The 20,510-nt window shown below is 68.7% G+C and carries 23 protein-coding genes and 1 pseudogene; 10 read left to right on the top strand and 14 right to left on the bottom strand.

Annotated features, from left to right (window positions below):
- Positions 1-90: 90 nt before the first annotated feature.
- Positions 91-345 (bottom strand): hypothetical protein, encoded by a 255-nt coding sequence (locus AB0368_RS08755; protein WP_366153207.1) that lies wholly within the window; start codon positions 343-345, stop codon positions 91-93.
- Positions 346-349: 4 nt separating this feature from the next.
- Positions 350-1,348, bottom strand: coding sequence for an RNA polymerase subunit sigma-70 (locus AB0368_RS08750; RefSeq protein ID WP_366153206.1), 999 nt, complete (start codon positions 1,346-1,348; stop codon positions 350-352).
- 303 nt (positions 1,349-1,651) lie between these two features.
- On the opposite strand from AB0368_RS08750, the gene AB0368_RS08745 reads away from it, so the two are divergent.
- A complete protein-coding gene (locus tag AB0368_RS08745) occupies positions 1,652-1,822 on the top strand; it encodes a hypothetical protein (RefSeq protein WP_366153205.1) in 171 nt (56 codons plus the stop codon).
- Positions 1,823-1,878: 56 nt separating this feature from the next.
- On the opposite strand, the gene AB0368_RS08740 is transcribed toward AB0368_RS08745, so the two are convergent.
- Together AB0368_RS08740 and AB0368_RS08735 are read right to left on the bottom strand one after the other, a co-directional pair.
- A complete protein-coding gene (locus AB0368_RS08740; RefSeq protein WP_366153204.1) occupies positions 1,879-2,250 on the bottom strand; it encodes a response regulator in 372 nt (123 codons plus the stop codon).
- Between the two features lie 359 nt (positions 2,251-2,609).
- The gene (locus AB0368_RS08735) at positions 2,610-3,854 is read right to left on the bottom strand and encodes a MalY/PatB family protein (protein ID WP_366153203.1); all 1,245 of its coding nucleotides are present in this window, start codon (positions 3,852-3,854) and stop codon (positions 2,610-2,612) included.
- 231 nt (positions 3,855-4,085) lie between these two features.
- Here AB0368_RS08735 and AB0368_RS08730 point away from each other — a divergent pair, with 231 nt between their 5' ends.
- On the top strand, positions 4,086-5,357 hold the full coding sequence (locus tag AB0368_RS08730) for a cytochrome P450 (protein WP_366153202.1): 1,272 nt from the start codon (positions 4,086-4,088) through the stop codon (positions 5,355-5,357).
- 35 nt (positions 5,358-5,392) lie between these two features.
- Here AB0368_RS08730 and AB0368_RS08725 read toward each other — a convergent pair whose 3' ends face one another.
- Positions 5,393-6,430 carry an FAD-dependent monooxygenase gene (locus AB0368_RS08725; RefSeq protein ID WP_366153201.1) on the bottom strand — a complete coding sequence of 346 codons (1,038 nt, stop codon included), beginning with the start codon at positions 6,428-6,430 and terminating at the stop codon, positions 5,393-5,395.
- Between the two features lie 80 nt (positions 6,431-6,510).
- Entirely contained in the window at positions 6,511-7,710 is a 1,200-nt protein-coding gene (locus tag AB0368_RS08720; RefSeq protein ID WP_366153200.1) for a serine hydrolase domain-containing protein, read from the bottom strand.
- Positions 7,711-7,989: 279 nt separating this feature from the next.
- Here AB0368_RS08720 and AB0368_RS08715 point away from each other — a divergent pair, with 279 nt between their 5' ends.
- Positions 7,990-8,967, top strand: a complete 978-nt coding sequence (locus tag AB0368_RS08715; protein ID WP_366153199.1) for a hypothetical protein — start codon at positions 7,990-7,992, stop codon at positions 8,965-8,967.
- 37 nt (positions 8,968-9,004) lie between these two features.
- Here the strand turns inward: AB0368_RS08715 and AB0368_RS08710 are convergent, their stop codons facing one another.
- Entirely contained in the window at positions 9,005-9,385 is a 381-nt protein-coding gene (locus AB0368_RS08710) for a VOC family protein (protein ID WP_366153198.1), read from the bottom strand.
- Positions 9,386-9,450: 65 nt separating this feature from the next.
- Between AB0368_RS08710 and AB0368_RS08705 the strand changes: the two genes are divergently transcribed.
- Both AB0368_RS08705 and AB0368_RS08700 read left to right on the top strand, forming a co-directional pair.
- Entirely contained in the window at positions 9,451-10,200 is a 750-nt protein-coding gene (locus AB0368_RS08705) for a helix-turn-helix transcriptional regulator (protein ID WP_366153197.1), read from the top strand.
- A gap of 182 nt (positions 10,201-10,382) precedes the next feature.
- Positions 10,383-10,997: a hypothetical protein gene (locus AB0368_RS08700; RefSeq protein ID WP_366153196.1), complete on the top strand. Its 615-nt coding sequence runs from the start codon at positions 10,383-10,385 to the stop codon at positions 10,995-10,997.
- A gap of 51 nt (positions 10,998-11,048) precedes the next feature.
- Here the strand turns inward: AB0368_RS08700 and AB0368_RS08695 are convergent, their stop codons facing one another.
- On the bottom strand, positions 11,049-12,101 hold the full coding sequence (locus AB0368_RS08695) for an LPXTG cell wall anchor domain-containing protein (protein WP_366153195.1): 1,053 nt from the start codon (positions 12,099-12,101) through the stop codon (positions 11,049-11,051).
- 391 nt (positions 12,102-12,492) lie between these two features.
- Here AB0368_RS08695 and AB0368_RS08690 point away from each other — a divergent pair.
- The 4 genes and pseudogenes from AB0368_RS08690 to AB0368_RS08675 all read left to right on the top strand — a co-directional run.
- Positions 12,493-12,633: pseudogene (locus tag AB0368_RS08690) on the top strand (amino acid ABC transporter ATP-binding protein); the annotation flags it as partial.
- A gap of 50 nt (positions 12,634-12,683) precedes the next feature.
- The gene (locus tag AB0368_RS08685) at positions 12,684-13,556 is read left to right on the top strand and encodes a glutamate ABC transporter substrate-binding protein (protein WP_366153194.1); all 873 of its coding nucleotides are present in this window, start codon (positions 12,684-12,686) and stop codon (positions 13,554-13,556) included.
- Between the two features lie 230 nt (positions 13,557-13,786).
- Positions 13,787-14,719 carry a hypothetical protein gene (locus AB0368_RS08680; RefSeq protein ID WP_366153193.1) on the top strand — a complete coding sequence of 311 codons (933 nt, stop codon included), beginning with the start codon at positions 13,787-13,789 and terminating at the stop codon, positions 14,717-14,719.
- Complete coding sequence (locus tag AB0368_RS08675) at positions 14,652-15,452, top strand: alpha/beta fold hydrolase (protein ID WP_366153192.1); 801 nt, start codon at positions 14,652-14,654, stop codon at positions 15,450-15,452. The genes AB0368_RS08680 and AB0368_RS08675 overlap by 68 nt, the downstream gene beginning before the upstream one ends.
- A gap of 11 nt (positions 15,453-15,463) precedes the next feature.
- On the opposite strand, the gene AB0368_RS08670 is transcribed toward AB0368_RS08675, so the two are convergent.
- The 6 genes from AB0368_RS08670 to AB0368_RS08645 form a co-directional block, all read right to left on the bottom strand.
- On the bottom strand, positions 15,464-15,922 hold the full coding sequence (locus AB0368_RS08670; protein WP_366153191.1) for a SitI3 family protein: 459 nt from the start codon (positions 15,920-15,922) through the stop codon (positions 15,464-15,466).
- A gap of 45 nt (positions 15,923-15,967) precedes the next feature.
- On the bottom strand, positions 15,968-17,176 hold the full coding sequence (locus tag AB0368_RS08665; protein ID WP_366153190.1) for a hypothetical protein: 1,209 nt from the start codon (positions 17,174-17,176) through the stop codon (positions 15,968-15,970).
- A gap of 7 nt (positions 17,177-17,183) precedes the next feature.
- Positions 17,184-17,510 carry a type VII secretion target gene (locus AB0368_RS08660; RefSeq protein WP_366153189.1) on the bottom strand — a complete coding sequence of 109 codons (327 nt, stop codon included), beginning with the start codon at positions 17,508-17,510 and terminating at the stop codon, positions 17,184-17,186.
- Entirely contained in the window at positions 17,507-17,911 is a 405-nt protein-coding gene (locus AB0368_RS08655; protein ID WP_366153188.1) for a YbaB/EbfC family nucleoid-associated protein, read from the bottom strand. The genes AB0368_RS08660 and AB0368_RS08655 overlap by 4 nt, the downstream gene beginning before the upstream one ends.
- Before the next feature lie 218 nt (positions 17,912-18,129).
- Positions 18,130-18,918, bottom strand: coding sequence for a hypothetical protein (locus AB0368_RS08650; protein WP_366153187.1), 789 nt, complete (start codon positions 18,916-18,918; stop codon positions 18,130-18,132).
- A gap of 29 nt (positions 18,919-18,947) precedes the next feature.
- Positions 18,948-19,679 carry a methyltransferase domain-containing protein gene (locus AB0368_RS08645; RefSeq protein WP_366153186.1) on the bottom strand — a complete coding sequence of 244 codons (732 nt, stop codon included), beginning with the start codon at positions 19,677-19,679 and terminating at the stop codon, positions 18,948-18,950.
- A 52-nt stretch (positions 19,680-19,731) separates the two neighbouring features.
- Here AB0368_RS08645 and AB0368_RS08640 point away from each other — a divergent pair, with 52 nt between their 5' ends.
- Entirely contained in the window at positions 19,732-20,397 is a 666-nt protein-coding gene (locus AB0368_RS08640) for a GntR family transcriptional regulator (protein WP_366153185.1), read from the top strand.
- Positions 20,398-20,510 lie beyond the last annotated feature (113 nt).

The raw sequence follows: 20,510 nt of genomic DNA, 5'->3' as shown, positions 1-20,510 counted from the left end.
CGGGTCACCGTGCACACAGGCCAGGTACCCGGAACCGACCGGGCACCTGGCCTGTGGGTTTGGAGGCAGCGTCCCCCGCTACCGCGGAGTTCACGCCGACCGGCGTCGACAGCTCGCCCTGGGCGCGACGATGCGCACCGTCGCCGTGCGACGGCCGGGGTTCCGCAGGGCGCGGACGCCAGTGCCGCGGAGCCAGAACCCGGTGTCGCGTCCGAGGACCGGCCCGGGCTCGCCGTCGCGCAACTCCAGCTGCACCCGCCCGCGGGTGACGACACCGAACGCGTCGCACCACTGCGCCGCCACCACCGCGACACGCGCGCCGCCGCGTAGTGCGAGCGTCCACACGGGGCTACTCCGTGCCGTCCGCCGGCAGGCGTTCCGGCAGCCCGAGCCGCGGGAACCGGTCGTTGTGGAACGTGACGATCTCGGTGATCGCCCCACCGGTGATGCGCAGGACGTCGATCGTCAGCGGCAGGTACGCTCCCTCCTCCTTCCGCCAGAGGTAGAAGGCGACGGCGGGCTGCCGGTTCACGGAGGTGGGGACGGCGCGCAGGCCCTTCATGCCCTCGAAGCCGCTGTCGATCCAGTCCTTGACCACTTTGTCGCGGCCGACGTACAGGCCCGGGGTGGGCGGCATCGAGCTTCGCACGTCGTCCCGTAGCAGAGCGGCGAGCCTGGGGATGTCCGTGGCCACGCTGGCGTCGGTATAGCGGCGTACCAGCTCGCGCGTCGCGGCGTCCTCCTCTCCGCCGGACCAGTCCTGCCGCTCGGCGGGCAGGTGTTCCCGCATGCCGGCGCGGGCCCGCTGCAGCGCGCTGTTCACGGAGTTGACGGAGTCCCCGAGGAGCTCCGCGACGTCCTTCGCCGGCCAGCCGAGCACGTCCCGCAGGATCAGCACGGCCCGCGGGCGCGGCGCGAGGTGCTGGACTGCGACCAGGTACGCCAGCTCGATCGTCTCCCGCACGACGGCAACGGTCTCCGGCTCGTCAGTGTCGCCCGCGGGCAGCTCGTCGAGCAGCCGGTCCGGGTAGGGCTGCAGCCACAGCACCTCGCCGCCGGTCGCAGGCTCCGGGCGGCACTTGGCGAGCAGGTCCAGGCAAGCGTTGGTGGCGATCCGGTACAGCCATGCCCGGAACGTCGACCGCCCCTCGAAGGTCTCCCGCCGCCGCCAAGCACGCAGGAACGTCTCCTGCACGGTGTCCTCGGCGTCCTCGAATGATCCGAGCATCCGATAGCAGTGCACGTGCAGCTCCCGCCGGTGCCGCTCCGCCAACCCCGAGAACGCCGGCTCCTCGACCTCGCCCAGACCGCTCACGCCCAGCTCCTCCAGCCGCATGTCCGCACTCATCACGTCATCCTTCCGCCTCGTCGTGTCCCGTCGTAGATGTGACGGGTACGGGCGCGACAACTCATCACCCAGGGTCGGTCGGCATGGCTGATCCGGTGGCGAAGCGCGACGCGCGGTACGGCGAGAAACGCGCGGGTCCGCCGGAGTGGGCGCGGGCGCGCGACCGCCTGGCGCCGAGCGCCACTTCGCGCGGCAACCAAGAACGCATGCGAACTGAAAGCCAGGCACCACGATGATGACCTGCAGGTGGTGGAAAGAGCGCCGCGTCGTCGGCGGTCTGCACGGGGCCTCGAGCCCAAGGGCGTGGACCTCGCTGAGGTGAGGTTCTTCGACTGTGCCCGATTGACCGCGCTGGAACGCGCCGGCGGGGACCCTCCCGGGCGGCTGCGGCTGCGGCTGCGGCTGGTGGCGGCGAGCGCGGCGGTAAGCAAGGTGCTCGGCGTCTTCGACATGCAGCAGCGCTTCAGCGCCTGACGACGCGTCCGCTCCCCGCTGTCAGTCGTACCGCGAGGGCTGGGCCGCGGTGGTGTTCAGCTCATCAGTCCCAAGAGGGACAGTTTGTCGATGATCGCGTCGGCGGTGAACGGCTTGATGATGTACTCGTGCGCGCCGGCGGCCATCGCCCGCACGATCTGGTGGGGGTCGCTCTCGGTGGTGACCATCATCAGGGTGATGTCGCGCCACTGCGGCTGGGCTCGCACCGCGCCGATGAACTCCAGCCCATTGACCTCGGGCATGTTCCAGTCGACCAGGGCCAGGTCAGGCATGGTCTCCATGGTTGCGAGGGCTTGCAGGGCGCTGCGGCCGCTGTCCGCCTCGACGACCTCGCACCCGGTCGGGACGAGGAGGCGACGCAGGATCGCTCGCATCGCGCGGGAATCGTCGACGATCATCGCCAGCATGGTTGACCCCTTACCTGGTGCAGACCCGGGCGGCGCAAATCACGCCGACGTCTCCTGCATCATCGGCGGCGACGCTCGGAACTGACCGCTCCGAGGGTGCAGACAGGGTGTAACACCTGACGCAGCGGCGGCGGGCGCGGACGACTTCATGATCAAGCCGGTCAGCCACGCATTCAGGCGGTGGTTACCTGGCAGGCGGCCCGCGCGGTCACTTCCGCTCGGGCGGCCGTGCTCGCTGCCCGCGGGGCCTTACCCGGCAGGAGCCGGCCCGCTCAGAGGGCAGGGGGCGACGCCTGCGCAGCACCCGCCGTGCGCATTCTTTACAGACCTGATGCGCCGGAGTCACCTTCAGCAGTCGGCTATCCAGGGGTTGGCCGGCTCGCCGTGATCGAGGAAGCGGCCACGCCCATGCGTTTCACGGCGGCGCGCAGGATCGCCGATGAGGTGGCGAAGTTGATCCGGACGAACCCGGCGCCGCCGGTGCCGAAGACATGGCCCGAACTCAGCGCCACGCGAGCCTCGTCGAAGAACATCTTCGCGGGTCCGGACAGGTCACTGACCATGCCGGGTCCATCCTGCGGGCCGGTCGCGTGCAGGCCGAGCTGTCGGCAGTCCACCCAGGCAAGGTAGGTCGCCTCCGGGTGCACCATGTCGGCGAGCGGCAGATGCTCAGACACCAGCGACGCGAGCAGACTGCGGTTCTGGCCGAGGCTCTGCACAAGGGCGTCGAGCCAAGCGCGGCCATGGCTGAAGGCGGCGGTGTGGGCCAGGATGCCGAGATGGCTGGGTCCATGGCTGACTTCTTCGGGGAGCCGGGTCAGGTCAGAGGCGGCCTCAGGCCCGGCGACCAGCAAGGCAGCCTTCAGACCGGCCAGGTTCCACCCTTTCGACGCAGAGAACAGCGCGAACGCGTCCTCAGCTCCGGACACGCTCAGGTAGGGGACGAACTCGGCGCCCGCGAGGACCAAGGGTGCGTGGATCTCGTCAGAGATGACCCGTACGCCCTTCCGACGCGCGAGTGCCGCAACGGCGGTCAACTCGGCACGGGTATGGACGACGCCGGTCGGATTGTGCGGGTTGCACAACAGCAGCACCGGACGGTTCGAGAGCCGCCGAGCCGCGGTGAACGCATCGGCGAGCGCATCGAGGTCAAGCCGCCAGTCCGGGCCCAGCGGTGCCTCGATCACGCGGCGGTCGGCGTGGCTGACGAAGGCGTAGAACGGCGGATAGACCGGGGCGCAGACGATGACAGCGTCACCGGGATCGGTGATCAACCGCAAGGTCTCGACAATCCCCATCATCACGTCCGGCACGATGGCCGTCCGCTCGACCGCGATCCCGTCCCACCCCCAGCGGTCCACCGCGAAGCCGGCCAACGCATCGGCGTAAGCACGCCCGCCGGGATAGCCGGTGTCACCCGCATCGATCGCCCGGTGCACGGTGTCGGCCACCGCAGGAGCGAGCAGGACATCCATCTCGGCGACCCAGAGCGGCAACACATCGGCCGGGTGAGCAGTCCACTTGATGCTGGTGCGGGTGCGTAACTGCTCAAGCGTCAACTGCTCGAGCGGGTTGGCCACGACGCTGTCCGGACCGGTAACCATGCCTACGACACTAGGACCACCACCTGGCATCGTGCTCACTGCAAGAGCTGGACGAGCTCGGCGTCGGTCAGCTGATCGTCTCCCGCGGGCTCGAGCCCCGGCACCGGCGGGCTCGTGGTTTCACCCGTGCGGACACGGTGAAGTCCGCGGCTGGTCGGCAGTCTCGTGTGATCATGCAGGCGCCGGCAGTCGCCGCGGTTCGCTGAGCGTGGGGGGAGTGGCGGAGTGGACTTGGCGTCGCTGGTGTCCGCAGTGCGGTCGCAGGTGCTGGGATTGCTTATCAGCAAGTTCGCGGGGGACGTACCGTATGCCGATCTTGCCTTGTTGCCGGAAGAGGTGCTCTGGCCGTTGCACCGCGACGGTCTGGACCCGGTGGAACGGATTGCCCTGACCCGCGCCCGGGAACCGGTCACCCGGCTGCCGGCGCCGTTCGGGATCCGGGTGTGGCTGATCACCGGTCATGAACCGGTTCGTGAGGTGCTGTCCAGCCTGGACGGGTTCAGCAACGACTTCGCGAAGTTCGCCGGCCGGCTCCGGGTCAAGGTGGGTGCCGATCCAGGCGGTCTGGGCTTTTCCGATCCGCCGGCGCACACGCGGTTACGTCGGATGCTGACGCCCGAGTTCACCGTGCGCCGGCTGAGCCGGCTGCAGCCACGGATCGAGGCCATCGTTGCGGACCGGCTGGACGCGTTGGGCGCAGCGGGCATGCCGGCCGACCTGTGGCAGGAGTGGGCGCTGCCGATCCCGGCGTTGACCATCTGTGAACTGCTCGGCGTGCCTGTCGCGGATCGCGCGTACTTTCAGCAGTTGAGCACCGACCGTTTCGACCTGGCCGACGGCGCGCGTGCGTCGCTGGACGCGGTGGCCGAGTCGCTGGCCTACCTCGGCGGGTTGATCACCGAGCAGCGTCGCAACCCGGGCGAAGGCCTGCTCGGCGCGCTTGTCCGTACGCACGGCGCTGAGATCGATGACCGGGAGTTGGCCGGCTTGGCCGACGGGGTGCTGACCGGCGGTCTGGAGACGTCAGCCAGCATGCTGGCGCTCGGCGCATTGGTGTTGATGGGCGACGCCACGATGGCCGGGCGGATGCGTGCCGGCGACGAGGTCGACGCGATGGTTGAGGAATTGCTTCGCTATCTGACCGTCGTGCAGGTGGCGTTCCCACGAGTGGCGGTGCACGACCTGCGGATCGCCGGGGTGCAGATCCGCGCCGGTGATGTCGTGATGTGCTCGCTCATCGGCGCCAACCGCGACCGGCTGTTCGGCGACGACCCGGATCGGTTGGACCCGGACCGACGGCCCGACCGCTCGCATCTGGCGTTCGGCCACGGCGTGCACCGCTGCATCGGTGCCGAGCTGGCTCGGATGGAGTTGCGCACAGCGTTGCCGGCATTGCTCCGACGCTTTCCGCAGCTGCGACCGGCGATCGACCCGGCCGAGGTCAAGTTCCGTCGCGCCTCGATCGTGTTCGGTGTGGACAGCCTGCCGGTCAGGACCACCTGACGGAAGGGTGCATGGTGCGTCCAGCGCGACCGTCCTCACCGGGAGCCCAGCCGGGCGCTCGCGGCGACCGTCTCCTCCGTCTCGGCACGGCGGCGGTTCTCGTAGGCGGCGAAGGCGGTCGCCGGGTCGTCGTGGTCATGCAGCGCCGTGGCCAGAGCCACGGCGTCCTCGATGGCCATCGACGCGCCCTGGGCGGCGGCCGGGACCGCGGCGTGGGCGGCGTCGCCGGCCAGGACCATGCGGTCGTTGTGCCAATGCGGGGTGGTCGGGATGTCGAAGGAGTCGCCGCCCACGATGTCCGCGCCGGAGGCCTCGATCAGCGCATGGGCGGGGGTGGCGTCGTCGCGGCACATCTCCAGGGTCAGGTCGCGCCACTGATCCGGGCTGAGTCCCGCGGCCGGTTCCTCGCCGTGGACGCGGGCGAACCACCAGGTTCGGCCGTCGCCGCCGGGCGCGGTGAGGCCGAAGAACGCTCGGCTGCCGCGGATCATGTGGTACTCGTCCAGGTCGAGACCGGCCGGGTTGCCGGGCGCGTATCCGTACACGACGTGCTGCCCGGAGTAGCGGGGTTCGGGCGCGTCCGGATCGATGAGGCGGCGGGTCCGGGAATGGATGCCGTCCGCCCCGACCAGTACGTCTCCGGTGACCCGGCTGCCGTCGGCGAACCTGACCTCGATGCCGTCAGGGCCGCTCGAGGCTCCGGTCATCCGCTTGCCGTGGTGCACCCCGATGCCTCGAGTGGTGGCGAGCTCCTGCAACGCCCGGTAGAGCGCGGCGCGCGTGAGTGATCGGGCCGGACCCTCGATCGGCCGGTGCCCGAGCCGCCGGCCCTGAGCGTCGAGCAACGCCACCGCCCGGGCCGGGAACGACACCGCGTCCACCGCCTCGGCCGCGCCGATCTCCGCGAGCGCGGCCATGCCGTTGCGCATCACGGTGAGGAACGCGCCGGCATCCGCGCCGCCGGAAGGGTGCGCCTCGTACACCTCGGCCTCGATGCCGGCCTTCAGGAGGGCGAGCGCGGTCGCGGTCCCCGCGACGCCACCACCGGCGATGATCACTTTGCGTACGGCCATGCCCGCCATCCTGCCGCACAACCCCCTTCGCACGCCGCCCTCACAAGCGACGTCAGCGCCGGCCGTTTCGCGATGAGCTGTCACCCGCAGATCAGATCGTCGAGCAGTGCCATCCCCCGCTGCATGACTGGTGGTACGCGGTCCTGGTACAGGTCGGTGGCCAGGTACAAGACCGTCGAGCGGTGCCCGTCCGGGGTGACCGCCTCGAGGATTTCCATCCCGGGCATGCCGCCCCAGTGCGCCCAGTAGCCGCCGCACCGGTTAGGGACCCACATGATGCCCAGCCCGTAGCGGATGCCGGCCCGGATTTGCTGGAAGTCCTCGGCCAGCACGGTCTGCTTCATCTCGGCCACCTGCCCCGGCCGCAACAGCCGGCCGCGCGCCACCGCCTGCCAGAAGCGGGACATGTCGGTGGTGGTGCTGACCAGGCCGCCGGCCGAGCCCGCCACGGTCGGATTGACGACGGTCGTATCGACCAGCGGTCCGTCCGGCGCGAACTGCTTGTACCCCTCGGCGTGTGGCTTGGGCAGGGTCGGCCGGTCGCCGGGGTAGAAGGTACGGGTCAGGTGCAGCGGCAGCAGGATTCGCGAGCGCACCTCGGTGTGCCACGAGTGCCCGGTAACCCGTTCGATGAGCATCCCGACCACGAGGTAGTTGGTGTTCGAGTAGCCCCACCGCGTGCCGGCGGCGAACATCGGCGGGTGCTGCATCGCGATCGCCACCAGCTGCGCCTCGGTGTAGTGGTCGTAGCGGTGCGCCCGGAATTCCCCGGCCGAGTTCAGCACGGCGAGGTCGTTCGTGTAGTCGTACAGGCCGCTGGTCTGCTGCAGGATCTGGCGTACGGTGACGCGCCGGCCGTCATTGCCGTTGCCGTCGACAACACCGGGCAGCCAGCGTTCGACCGGGTCGTCCAGCCCGATGCGGCCTTCACCGACGAGCTGGAGCAGCACCACGGACACGAACGTCTTGGTGTCGCTGCCGATCCGCAGGTACCCGTCGATCGGCATCGACGCGCCGGTGTCCAGGTCGGCCACCCCGCTGCGGGCCACGGTGACCCGGTTCCGGTCGCGGACCAGGCCCTGCGTGCCGGATATGCCGAGGCCGTGCAGATCGTCAAGGCCCTGCTGCAGCACCGTGGCCGTGGACCGGTGATCCGAGGCCTGCGACGTGGCTGACGCGGCACCACCGCCGACCGTAGTGGCGAGCGTCGCGCTAACCGTAGCGGCCGCCACGATCGTCCGCCATCTCACCGCGCTTCGGACTGCGGAATGTGCGCTCACGTCAAGGTTCCTTTCGGGGAAGGCGACTGTGCCCCGACAGTACGAAGATCCTCGATGTCCGCACCAGCCGGAAATCTCGAATCCCGTCCCGGGGGCTAACCCCCGCATCGCCCGGCCCGGGTGGGCGATCGTCGCGGGCTGCCGGCTGCCGGCTGCCGTTGGTTGAGCCCGATTGCGGCCAGCCGTGACCGACGCGGCTGCAGCGATGGGCACCAGCGGGGTGTCCGGTGTCGACCGTTCGCGGGATAGGACTCGCGGACCGGCGGGAACATGTCCGGGATGGCCCTCGCCATCGTTCTCTGCGGCGGTGCCGCCAACGCCGCCCCGCCGGCGCAATGGACGTCGCGGCCACCGTTGAACGTCGCCCGGGTCGGCGCGGCCTACGCGACCGTCGACGGCCACCCCTGGGTGGCCGCGGGCTTCAACTTCGACGATCCGGAGCAGCTCACCTCGGTCGAGGCCCGCTCGGGTACGGGTGCCTGGCACCTCCTCTCACCGATACCGACCGGCCGGGCCAACGCCGGGGGACCCGTGCTGCGCGGCAAGGTCTGGGTCATCGGCGGCGATGACGCCGGTGATCCACCGGTCGGCGTGGTGGAGATCTACGACCCGAGGACCGGCGGTTGGTCGGCCGGACCCTCGCTCCCGGCGGGGCGGGCCGCGGCGGGAGCCGCCGTGCTTGACGGCGTCCTCTATGTAGCCGGCGGTTACCTTGCCGTCGGCAATGACGAGGAGGTCACCGCGACGGCGCTCGCCTACGAGCCGCGCCTGCGGCGCTGGACACCGATCGCGCCGCTGCCTTCTGCGCGTGGCCGGCTGAGGCTCGCGGCGGTCGGCGGTTACCTGTACGCGATCGGCGGCCAGAACGCCGCCGACGACACGGTTCCGCTGGTCGACCGCTACGACCCGCGCTCCGGCACCTGGCGCAGCGTGGCCGCCATGCACGAGGACCGCGGTCTGCCGGGCGTGACCGTGTTCGGATCCGGACGCTCCAACCGGATCGCGGTGATCGGTGGATGCCACTTCGCCGGCGGCGTCCTGGTCGAGCTCCGGCGTACCACGGAGGTGTACGACCCGGCCATCGGACGGTGGCGGCTGTTGGCGGCCCAGCTCCCCACCGGCCGGTGCAGTCTCTCCGCCGCGGCCGAAACCGATGGCACGGTGCTGGCGATCGGCGGTGCCGCGGACACCGGACCGGACGGAGCGGCGGAGCCCACCGCCGCGGTGGACGCCCTGCGCGTCACGGCCACCGGCTGATCCGCGGGTACCTGTGGCCGGCAAGCTTTTCGGACGGCTATTCGGCGTTCTTGTCGTACTGCATGGCGCCGACCACGTTCCCGGACGGGTCGGCGAGCCACACCAGATGACCGACTCCGGCGATCGTCGTGGGTTGCATGAGCAGCCGGCCGCCGGCTGCCAGGGCAGCCTTCTCGACCCGGTCGATGTCGTCCACGGCGATGGTGCACTCGAAGCCGGTGGTCGGATGGTCGGCGAGGAGCCGGCGGCGCTGCTGGAGCGCGGCGGTCACGCCTGGCCCGTGGGCGTCGTCCGCCTCCACCCGGTAGAAGCCGGGCGGTCCCCAGGCGGTGAACTGCCAGCCGAAGGCCGCCCGGTAGAAGGCGCGGCTGGCGGGAACGTCGTCGGAGTTGATCGCGATGTGGGACAGCTTGTTCATAAGCAGGCACGCTAGGCCCGCCGACGCGGTACGCACTACCGGTATCACGGCGTATCCTGTCGAAAATGCGTCAGGTGGTCGATGAGTCGGAACCGGATGTGCGGTGCTACGCGGTATCGCACCCGGGCGGCCGGCTCGATCTGCCGCAAGACCCGGCGTGGAGTCAGCTCGTCTACGCCGTGCACGGTGTCCTGACCGTGCACACTCCGGACGGATCATGGGTCGTCCCGCCGCACAGGGCGGCGTGGGTGCCGGCGGGTGTCCGTCATCGACTCGCCCTGTCCGGCCGGGTGACGCTCCGCATGCTGTACTTCGCTCACCCGCTGGCGCTCCTGCCCACTTGCCGGGTGCTCGACGTTCCGCCCCTGGTGCGGGAGCTCATCCTGCACGTCGTACGCCTGGCGCCGCTGCGACTGACGGAACCGGTGCACCACCGCCTGATCGGCGTCCTGGCAGACCAGCTCGTGACACTGCCCGATGAGCCCCTGCAACTGCCGGCGCCACGAGATCCGCTGGCGGTCGCCCTCACCGCGGCCCTCCAGAATGACCCTGGCGACACCGCCTCCGTGTCCGACCTTGCGCGCCGGGTGGGCAGCAGCCGCCGCAACCTGGAACGCGTGTTCCGCGCCGATACCGGCATGACGGTCGGGCAGTGGCGTCGCCGGCTCCGCATGCTTGAGGCGCTGCGACTCCTCGCGGCCGGCATGACCGCCACCGCCGTCGCGGCCCGGGTGGGATACGCAACCCCCAGTGCGTTCGGCGCCGCATTCCGCGCCGAGCTCGGCGACACCCCCGCGCGCTGGTTCCACCGATGACGAACCGGATCGTCAGGCGAAGTCGGCTGGGCCTGGCCTCTGCACCGTGTGTCACCCGGCGACGCTCGCCGGTTCGTGTGCCGCCCGCTTTAGCTGCGGCAACAGGCGTGTCTCACCACCGAGATTCCCACCGGCGCCATTACGCTGCGTAGGCGGAATCCACCAGCGGGGGAGAAACGTCAATGCAGCATCTGTACGCGCGGCGCCTGACGGGCATGCTGGCAGTGGCCGGCGTTCTCCTCGCCATCGGGGTGGGCCCTGCTCAGGCCGGGGGAGTTCACCAGGGCGATCCGATCTCGGCCGCCTTCCCGGACATCGACGTGCCGGCGGGCGGCACCGCCGTCGATCCGCTGGGACCGAGCCTCTGGTCCACGGGCCCGACGAAGCTCACGGGGGCGAAGGTCACCTACCACCTGAGCGGGGTCGCCGGGGTTCGGCTCACTCCGGGCGACGGCGGCGGCGAATGCGTCAAACCGTCACCGAGGAGGGTCATCTGCTCGGATCCGCGAGTGCTCTCGTTCGAGGGAGAGACGATCGAGCTGTACCTGCCCGTGGTGGTGAAGGCCGCCAGGACCGCCAAGGTCGGCGACACCGGGAAGGTGACCATCACTTTCTCCGCCAAGGGAGTGGCACCGATTACCGGTATCAGCCAGGTTCATATCGTGGACGGCCGTGAACGCCTGCCGGTCACCGGCCCCACGGCCGGGTTGATCGGTGGGATCGGCCTGCTGTTGCTCGGCGCCGGTGGGGCGGGCGTGCTGGCCGCGCGTCGCCGCCGCGCCCATTTCATCGCCTGATTCCTCGCGTTGATCGGCCGGCCGCGCCCCGGGCCCGCCGCGAGGGTTCGCTCAGGTGCGGCGGCGGCGTGACACGAAGAGCGCGCCCGTACCGGCAAGGAGCAGGCCCAGGCCGACAAAGGCGAGCGGGCCGGCCGGCGTACCGGTGATCGGCAGGGTGGGCTCACCGCCGCCGGTGCCACCGCCGGGGTGCGTCGGCGTCGGCGACGCCGTGGGCGAGGGCGACGGGGAAGCCGACGGCTTGATGATCTCGGCCCGGTATGTCGCCTTGTTGTTGGCGGGATCGGTGTCCGGGGCGAGCGGAGTGATCTCCGGGCTCACCTCGATCCGGCCCTCTTCGAACTCGATGACCTTGAAATGTACGGTGAAGCTGTATGTCTCCCCGGCCTCGACCACGGGGATCGTGCAGTACATCAGTCCAGGGTCGGCGACGCAGCCCTCGGGCCAGCCGGTGTAGCTCAGGTTGTACGAGACCACCGCGCGCATGTCCGCGGGCGAGCGGTACGGGCCGGCGTTGTGCACGCTGATCTTCGCGTCGAACGACGAGCCGACCTGCCACGGCCCGGGCGGGGCGCTGATCATGACGGACATGTCCCCGCTCGTCGTGACGAACACGTCGGTGGAGGAGACGTTGTTGGACAGGTCCGGATCCGGGATCTCCGTGGTCAGCGTGGCTTTTGCGGTGACGTACTGGCCGAGCGGCAGGTCGTCGGCGAAGTCGGTGGTGACCCGCCAGCCGGCGTTGGTCGCCGGTGCCTCGTCGACCGGGTCCTGGGTCGTACAGGTGACCTTGCGCTCGGTGGCGTCCGGCACGCATGGGCCTGAGGCGTTCGCGTTGCCGGCGGAGCGGAAGGTGACGCCTTCCGGAAGCTCCAGCACGACGGTGCGATGCTGCGGCACGTGCTCCGGGATGCCGGCCGCCGTCATGACGAACGTGACGCTGCCACCGGGTGCCACGGGCGCCTGGCCGTTCTCGTTGTAGAGGAGCAGGCGCTCGTCGACCTGGGCCGGGGGCGGGGCGGCCGACGCCGGGCCGGCGAGGAACATGGCGCCCGCCAATGCCGCGCCGGCTGCCGCCATGCCGCGCCGGGACCACTTCGTCACGTCCGCTCCCCTGTTCGAGATGGACGGACGTTAGCGCAGAGCCGACTTGATTTCGACCCCCGTCCGGCGTCACGGATGACGAAGACGATCGATGTCAATCGGTACGGTCGGCTCAGCAGGTGCTGAGATCCGCGCCGGCACCACCTGGGTGATGTATATCCGAAATAACCGATTGAGCGTCGATGGTGAAGACGGCGCAGACCGTGCCGAGCGGTGGCCGGCTTGGTGGCAGCCGGTGGCCCTTTCGGGTAGTCGGCGGCTGACCGTTCGCCGCTGACCAGCCGATCATCGTGCCGATGCGCTCGCCGAAATGTGGACGCGAGTTGCGGAACGGGGAAATACGCTCGGCTGGCCCATCCCTCGGACGGAGATCCATGCGTCTTCTGGCACGTACCCCGGTCAGCTCTCCGGCGGCCGGCAGCAGCGCGTCGCGATGGGCATGACCATGGTCGCGGTGATCTCCGAGAGGGGCTTCGCCCGGCGCGCGGCGGACCGGGTCGTGTTCATGGCCGACGGCCGGCTCGCCGAGGACCTACGAAGCAATTTTCATCGGATCGCCGTATCAGCACGAGGAGCATGACGATGCGCATCACCCGATTGACCGCGGCGGCCGGGGCGCTGGCCCTGGCGATGACCGCGGCCGCTTGCGGCGGGGACGGCGCCGGTTCCGCCGGCGAGGACGGCACCTTCGCGGCCGGCTCGACCATGCGCAGGCTCAGCGACGCGCAGAAGCTGCGCGTGGGCACGAAGTTCGACCAGCCGGGCTTCGGCCTCATGAGCCCCAGTGGCAAGCCGAAGGGCTTCGACGTCGAAATCGCGAAGATCGTCGCGAAGCGGCTCGGCATTCCCTTGAACGGGATCGAGTACGTCGAGACCCCGTCGACCATCCGCGAGCAGGTGCTCCAGCAGGACAAGGTCGACATCGTCGTGGCGACGTACACGATCAACGACAAGCGCAAGGAAGTCATCGACTTCGCCGGGCCGTACTACATCGCCGGCCAGACGCTCATGGTGAAGAACGACAACGCCGACATCACCGGGCCCGACTCCTTCAAGGACGGCACGAAGAAGGTCTGCTCCGTCACCAACTCGACGCCGGCGACCAACATCGAGAAGTACCTGCAGGACAAGAACGAGCAGCTGGTGCTCTTCGACACCTACCCGAAGTGCGTGAAGGCGCTGAAGGCCGACAAGGTCGACGCGGTCACCACCGACAACGTCATCCTCACCGGCTTCCTCGCGACCAACGAGAACCAGTTCGCGCTGGTCGGCAGCGCCTTCACCGAGGAGCCGTACGGCATCGGCGTGAGGAAGGGCGACAAGGATTTCCGGAACTTCATCAACGACACCCTCGAGGAGTCGTTCGAGGACGGCTCGTACACGAAGGCGTGGAAGGTCACGGCCGGCAAGTACGACCCGAACGACCCGTTGATCCCGACGGTCGACCGGTACTGAGAAGGGATGGCTGGAGGGGTCCGACTCACCCTCCGGCTCTTCCTGCTGCCGGTCTGGGCCGCATCTTGCCGGCGGCCGTACTGGTGACCGGTACGGCATCGGTCGCGGTGGCCTCGCCGGCGCAGGCCGCCATCGACTGCTCTGTGAGCCATTCCCGCAACGGGGAGGGCAGCGGCTGAGGAGATAGATCAGCGCCGACATGCACTCCGCGTTCGCGTTACGCTCCCCGCGTGCTTGCCTATCCCGACTTCCAGCCGGATCTGAGGTTTCTTCCCACGCTTGCGGTATCGCCAGACGGTGAGTGGGTTGCCTACGTCGACGACGCGACAGGCCAGTTCAACCTGACGATCCAGTCGATCGGCGGTGGGCAGGTGCGCAGGCTCACCTCGTACACCGATTCATCCGTCCGGCGCGTCGCCTGGCATCCCGGTGGGGACTATCTGATCTTCACGGCAGACGCCCAGGGTGATGAGAGCACTCAGATTTATCAGGTGCCCTTGGCCGGTGGTGAACCTGCGGCGTTGACGGCTTCGGCCGGAACGCAATTTGTCGCGGCACTGGGCAACCCCTTTTCGCCTGACGGCAGATACCTCGCCTACGCGGCCAACGACCGGGTCCCCAGGGACCAGGACGTTCTGGTACGCGACATGGAAACCGGGGCCGTTCGGCGGATCTATGCGGGCGGCGGTCGAGCGCACGCGGGGCACTGGTCGCCGGACGGCAGCCGGCTCACGGTAACGGAGTGGCGGACGACCAACAGCGACCATCTTGTGTACGTAGTGCCCCTGGACGGGGGATCGGCTGTCCGCCTGACACCGGAAGACGAGGCGCACTCGTACTGGTTGGGTCCGTGGCTGCCCGACGGCAGCGGCTTCCTGGTCCTGACGAATGCCGGCCGCGAGTTCGTCGGGCTGGCCGTCATGGACCCGAACACCGGCGCCCTGTCTTGGTGGGACACGCCGGACTGGGACATCGAGGAGGTGACGTCGCCGGTCGATTCCGTGGTCGCCTGGAATGTGCGAGTCCATGGTGCGGCCCAGCTGCGTGCCCGCACCATGACAACCGGCAAGGATTTGGCTGACCGACGCGAAGCCGGTGCACGCGGATCGGGCGGGCTTCGTCGGACCCAGCCTCGTTCACTATTCGACTCGCGACGGCCATGAGGTGCCGGCATTCCTCTACCGGCCGGTAACCCTCACGCAGCCGGTCGGAGTTTTGCTGTCCCTTCACGGAGGGCCGAGCTGGCAGGAGATGCCCGCGTACGTGTACGACGGGTTCTACCAATACTTGCTCGGCCATGGCATCGCCGTACTCGCGCCCAACGTGCGGGGTTCAACGGGCTACGGCAAGTCCTACCAGACACGGATCTTCCAGGACTGGGGCGGCGTCGACCTCGCCGACTTCGCCGACGCGGTCGCCTACCTGCATGGCGAACAATGGGTCGATCCCAGCCGCATCGGCGTCTTCGGCGCATCGTACGGAGGCTTCGGCGTATTGTCCTGCCTGAGCCGTCTACCTGAGCTGAACTGGGCTGCAGGTGTCGACTTCTATGGTCCGAGCAACCTCGTCACCCTGGCCAAGGCGTCTCCACCGACCTGGCGCAAGTTGGTGGAGGCCATGTTCGGCGATCCCGACGCCGATGCGGACCGGCTGATGGCTCGATCGCCAGTCACCTACGCCGATCGGATTCGGGCACCGCTGATGGTCGTGCAAGGCGCCAACGATCCCCGCGTTCCCCGCGCCGAGAGCGAGCAGGTAGTTGAACGCCTCCGGGCTCTTGGGGTCGAGGTTCAGTACGAGCTCTTCCCGGACGAGGGCCATGGCTTCACCAAACGCGAGAACCAGGCGAAGGCCTTCTCGACCGCGGGCGAGTTTCTGGTTCGGCATCTAGGCTGACGGGCGCGTGATCAGAGCAGCGGTTGTGCGAGTTGAGCGACTCGGCGACCGACCCTGAGGGCCGACAACTCTGGTAGCGTTTCCCAGTCCTCCCAGTCGGCCGCGAAGACCGCTTCGCCGCCCACGCTCTGAAGGACGGCCTCCTCGCCGTTGAACAGGAGGACGCTGTCTGCGCCGGTGCGGTCGGCGATGGCGAGGAAGGCGCCGACCATGAGCGCGGTGTTGTGTTCCTCCAGGTCGGGCCTGGTCGCGGAGAACCGGAACCGGCACGTCACGCGGTGCGCGAATCCGAAGAGCTGTGGCGCCGCCGCCTCGTCCCCACGATCGACGCGGTGCGCCGAAGTGCTCAATCCCTCCCGCACGACCGTGCCGTCCGCTGAGATGGACCCGCTTAGCGCGGCGACCACCACGGAACGCAGCTCCTCCGTGGTCAAGTCGGCCGCGCTGTAATACGTGTACTCGGTCGCCATCGCTGTCCTTCGGCCAGAGTCGGAGTATCCGGGAATATTGTGGGGCTAGGAGAACGGGTAGAAGGGCACGACCTTGCCGTCCTTGACCACGAAAATCTCCTTGAGACCATTGACCGGCTTGCGTTCGAGGACGCCGCGGATCTCGTCGAGCGACCGGGGACAGTCGTCTAGGTTCAGGATCAAACGATCGGCTTGCCCCTCTTTGACCTTGCCGCTCACCTCGTCCCGGATGTTGTCAAGATTCTTCGTGCTCGGGCTGTAGCAGTCGAAATACTCGCCCTCGATCTTGTAATCCGGTTCCTTGCCGTTCGGCTTCGGCGGAGGGTTCTGCTCCACGTCGAATCCGTGCTCCGACAGGGTGTCCGCTGCCTCGTTCTCGCGCCGTAGGGGCCGATCTTTCTTCTTCGTTGGATGGGCATCGGTGCGCCTACCGCCCGGTTTGCGATGAGGGTCGGGCTTCCCTGAGGGATTAGTCCGTCCCGAGCCCCTCGCGCCGCGTAGACGGCTGAGCAGCTTCTTGAGTGCCTCGATTGCGGCGCCCATCTTGCCGGCCAGTCCCCTCAATCGTTCGAGGCTGGTGATCAGAGCTTTAAGCCACTTGGCGATGCGAGCACCCCACGACGCGCATAAGGTGCTGACCTGCTCGACCACCAAGGGGGTGGCTACCCCCAGAGAGAAGACCTCTTCCGCGGCGTACGTGATCAGCCGGGACACCAGAACGGCGATCGCGTCGCGCACCATCATGCGGACGCCGGCCACGAGCGCGCCGGCGCCCTCGGTGATCGCAGCCATTGTCTGAGCTGCGGTGGCCAGTCCTGCCACCGCATCCCGCTGCTGGCCCGTCCATGTGCGGTACGCGTCGGCCGCCTTGCCGGTCCAATCGGTGGTGTCCCAGCGCACCGCGCGATCCAGGTCGGCGGCTCGGTCCTGCAGAGCGGAGGCCACGTTCCGCCATGTCTGAGCATGCGCGGCGATCTGGCCGGGATCGCCGGCGAGCCAGTCCAACGCCTCTGACAGCGGCTTGACGTGCTCAATGATCCAGGCGACGCCGTACTGCAACAACGAACCGATCGGATCGGAGACGAAAGCGAGGGCGTCCAGTCCGGCCGAAACCGCGCCGATGGACGCGTCGATCCAGCTGCCGTTCTCGACCCCGGCCATGATCGCCTCGATGTCCTCGGCGATCCACACCCCCGCCCACGGGCTCACGGGGCCGCCCGCGTCTGCTGCCACAAGGGGATTCGGAGTGGTCATCGACGACTCACCGAGTTCTTCTCAACCGGTCGGCGGCACTGCGGTCGGCTTCGTCGTATTCTGCCGCCACGGAGCGCAGGGCGTCGGCCGTGTCGTGGACGGACGAAGATGCGGTCGATACGCCCTCCACCATGAACTGCTGCAGGTCGTTGAGCAGCAGGGGAATGATTTGGCAAAGCTGGCCGTAAGCTCCGGTGTCGGTCCGGACCGTTTCGCCTGCCTGGGCCGCGGTGGTGAGGTCGTCACCGATACGGTCCAGTTCACCGGCATGGGCGACCAAGGCCGCCGAATCGACCTGGAATTCACCGCCGGGCTGACTCACCGGATTGCTCACGGCCCGTCTCGGTTGTCATGTGGAGCATCGACCGAGTCCAGGCGGACCCTGATCGATCGCATCAGCGCGCGACCCGTCTCGCTGTCTGCTCCGATGGTTTCGGCAGTCGCCTCGTCGAATTGCCGCAGCAGGTCCGCCCTGGCGCGCCGTAGCGTTGCCACTATCTCCCGAGCTGTGGTGGCTGCCGACTGGTGGCGGATGTCCTCGTCCAATCGCAGATCCAGGAGCTGCCCGTTGCTGCTCACGGTGACTTCTACCAGGCGGTCGTCGCTCCGGGCGGTGGCGAAAAGCCCTTCGGTGCGCTGCGCAAGCGACTGAGCCTGTTCGGCGCGGCGCTGCAAGGCGTGCTCCCATTCGTCGATTCGTGCCGTTGCCTCGGCAGCAGGCTCGTTGTCGAACATCGGGAATCCTCGCAGTTCGGTGCACTGACTAACAGGTGGACGCCACTATATCGAGGCCGCGCCAGGACGCTGTGCGGTCCAGGCAAGGCCATGAGCACCCCTCCCGACGTGTACGGTGCGGATGCAGTGGCGGATATGGAGGTGGGGCCCGCCCTTTTCGGTGACTGACGTCCTGCTGCTCCGGGCGCTGTGCTCGGCGCGGCCCGCTGCTGCCGGGCCTAGCCCGTGAGCCAGTCCGGCACTTGCAACAGCAGGCCGGCGGTAAGGAAGGCCGCACCGCCCGATGCGACGCCGCGGGTGATCTCCCGGATGTCCTTCGCGTGGTACTGCGCGCTGGTGCGCAGCCCGTCGAGTGGCGGGCCGGCCACGCCGCAGATGCCTCGGGCCGTGGTCAGCGCCCTCGCGTTCGGGCCGCGGCGGGGTCGGCCCAGCACGGTGATCGGCTGGTCCGCCGCGATCCGGTACTCGGTGATTTCGCAGACGTCTTTGCGGTGGCCGGTGACGTGAAAGCCGTACTGCCTCAACCGATCCCGGACATCGGGATGCGGCCCGGCGTCGAGAGAGGTGATTTCCACCAGCTCGACCGGGAGATCGTGATAGAGGTCGTCCTCGAACAGATACCTGTCGGCAAGCCGGGGGGCGACCTCGACCGCGCCGGTGGGATCTGTCACGGTGAACGGGTTCGATGAGCGATAGACGCTGCGGTGCCGGCGGCTTGCTCCAGGACCGCCGCTCATCACCACGACCCGGTACCAGACACACTCTTTCCCGGAAATCGGAGCCAGCAGCGGACCAGTGGGAGTCGGGCCCGTCCGGCCCACGACGATCGCGCGGGGCGGTGGGTCCGTGGTCTGGATCAGCTCGGCGCAGCCCAGTACGGGAGTGGTGGACAGGGCGCGTCTGAGACTCTCGCGGTGCCGGGTGATCAGGTAGGCGATCGCACCCAGCGCCAAGGCCAGCAGACCGATCCGGGTGGCGACTGAACCGATACCCGAGGCTGTGTCCACCTCCGACATGGTAGGAGTCGAAGCAAGGGCTATCCGGAAGGTTGCTGCACTGCCGGCTTACGCGCTAGGACGAGCCAGCAGCGTGGACTGCCATCTCTGTGCCGGCCCACGGCGGTCAAGGGGATGGACTCCACGGTGAAAGCGGCTGCCGTCAGGTCGCGGCGTACCGCGGATAGGGGAGTGGTGCGGTAGTACATGACGAACGGAGGCCGCAATACGGCATTGCGGACCACCATGGCCAGGTCGAATCCGAGTTCCGCCCAATGCCAGACCGAGGTCAGGGGTGGCGGCGCACCGATCGGCAGGGCGAAGAGGCCGCCGGGACGCAGGGCGCGGTACACCCCCTCGAAAAGGGCCGGTCGTTCCGCGGGCAGGAAGTGTCCGAGGGCTCCGAAGGTCACCGCGAGGTCGAAAACGCCGGTGAAAGGAAGAGCGCGCGCGTCGGCCCGTACCAATGTGGTGTTCGGATTCGCGGTGCGTGCCTGGCGGAGCATGCCGGCGCTGAAGTCGACGCCCGTGATCTGTTGCGCGCACAGTCGCCGGAGGACTGTCAGGCCGGCGCCGGTTCCGCAGCACACATCCAGTCCTGTACCGAAGGGCCCGGTTTCGGACAGCGCATGGGCGGTCGCCTCGAGAATGTTTTCCGGGGTTCGGAAAGGTGTGTGGTCGAACTTCGGAGCCAGCAAGTCGTAGCCGCGTTCGACCGAGGACAGCGCCTGGATGCACAGTTCGCGCAGAGACGGGCCTTGAGGTGAGAACACCCGCCAACGGTACCTGCCGGGCGATGCTGGTGACCGTGAGTAGGCTTCCGCTATGTCTCACGTCATCCCGCCGACCCGTACGGCGGCGGTCGTCCATCAGCTTCGCGATGAGATCGTCAGGGGGGAACTTCCTCCGGGGACGGTGATCAAGGACGCGGAGCTGGCTGCGCGGTTGGGGGTCAGCATCACGCCGGTTCGCGAGGCCATCGCTCAGCTTTCCGTCGAAGGCCTCATCGACATCGCGCCCAACCGCACCCGCCAGGTCACCCGGGTGACGCAGAAGAAGGCGCTCGAGCTGATCGACGTGATGAGCGTCCTGGCCTGCGCCGGCTTCGAGTGGGGCGTCGGCAACCTCACCCCTGCCCACGTCGATCTCATGCGGCAGCGGCAGAAAGAGTTCGTCGAGGCGTTGCGCGCCGACAACGTGGTGGCGGCCGGGGCGGCGGGGGCCGACTTCGGCACCATCGTCATCACGGCGAGCGGCAACCGCGAGTTGCAGTCGATGGTCGACCTCGTGGTGTCCCGCACGATGCGTCTCTCGCCGATCATCGCCGACAGTCTGTGGAACACCGTGATCGACGCCCACGAGGACATCCTGCGCCTCCTGGAGGCCGGCGACACGCGGGGCGCGTCGGCACGCTACAAGCAGATGTACGCCGACTACCGGGCGCTGGCCGAGCAGGAGATCCTCGACAACCCGGACACCGCCCACCCCTAGGGGAGTTGCGCAGGAGGACGGCGGGTGGCGAACACCGTCGCGCCGCCCAGCAGCAGCAGGGTGGGGGCTCGTCGCTGACGTAGGTGACCTCGAGCGGTTGTGACCAAAGAGTG

Origin of the sequence: Actinoplanes sp. NPDC051475 (genome assembly GCF_040689425.1) — a bacterium.
GTDB lineage: Bacteria > Actinomycetota > Actinomycetes > Mycobacteriales > Micromonosporaceae > Actinoplanes.
Note: the sequence above shows the minus strand (reverse complement) of the source record. Positions and strands in the feature narration are given on the sequence as shown.

Coding starts and splice junctions, on each gene's coding strand:
- AB0368_RS08750 (WP_366153206.1), bottom strand. CDS start 1,348: ATGAGTGCGGACATGCGGCTGGAGGAGCTGGGCGTGAGCGGTCTGGGC.
- AB0368_RS08740 (WP_366153204.1), bottom strand. CDS start 2,250: ATGCTGGCGATGATCGTCGACGATTCCCGCGCGATGCGAGCGATCCTG.
- AB0368_RS08735 (WP_366153203.1), bottom strand. CDS start 3,854: ATGGTTACCGGTCCGGACAGCGTCGTGGCCAACCCGCTCGAGCAGTTG.
- AB0368_RS08725 (WP_366153201.1), bottom strand. CDS start 6,430: ATGGCCGTACGCAAAGTGATCATCGCCGGTGGTGGCGTCGCGGGGACC.
- AB0368_RS08715 (WP_366153199.1), top strand. CDS start 7,990: ATGGCCCTCGCCATCGTTCTCTGCGGCGGTGCCGCCAACGCCGCCCCG.
- AB0368_RS08710 (WP_366153198.1), bottom strand. CDS start 9,385: ATGAACAAGCTGTCCCACATCGCGATCAACTCCGACGACGTTCCCGCC.
- AB0368_RS08705 (WP_366153197.1), top strand. CDS start 9,451: ATGCGTCAGGTGGTCGATGAGTCGGAACCGGATGTGCGGTGCTACGCG.
- AB0368_RS08700 (WP_366153196.1), top strand. CDS start 10,383: ATGCAGCATCTGTACGCGCGGCGCCTGACGGGCATGCTGGCAGTGGCC.
- AB0368_RS08685 (WP_366153194.1), top strand. CDS start 12,684: ATGCGCATCACCCGATTGACCGCGGCGGCCGGGGCGCTGGCCCTGGCG.
- AB0368_RS08670 (WP_366153191.1), bottom strand. CDS start 15,922: ATGGCGACCGAGTACACGTATTACAGCGCGGCCGACTTGACCACGGAG.
- AB0368_RS08665 (WP_366153190.1), bottom strand. CDS start 17,176: ATGACCACTCCGAATCCCCTTGTGGCAGCAGACGCGGGCGGCCCCGTG.
- AB0368_RS08655 (WP_366153188.1), bottom strand. CDS start 17,911: ATGTTCGACAACGAGCCTGCTGCCGAGGCAACGGCACGAATCGACGAA.
- AB0368_RS08640 (WP_366153185.1), top strand. CDS start 19,732: ATGTCTCACGTCATCCCGCCGACCCGTACGGCGGCGGTCGTCCATCAG.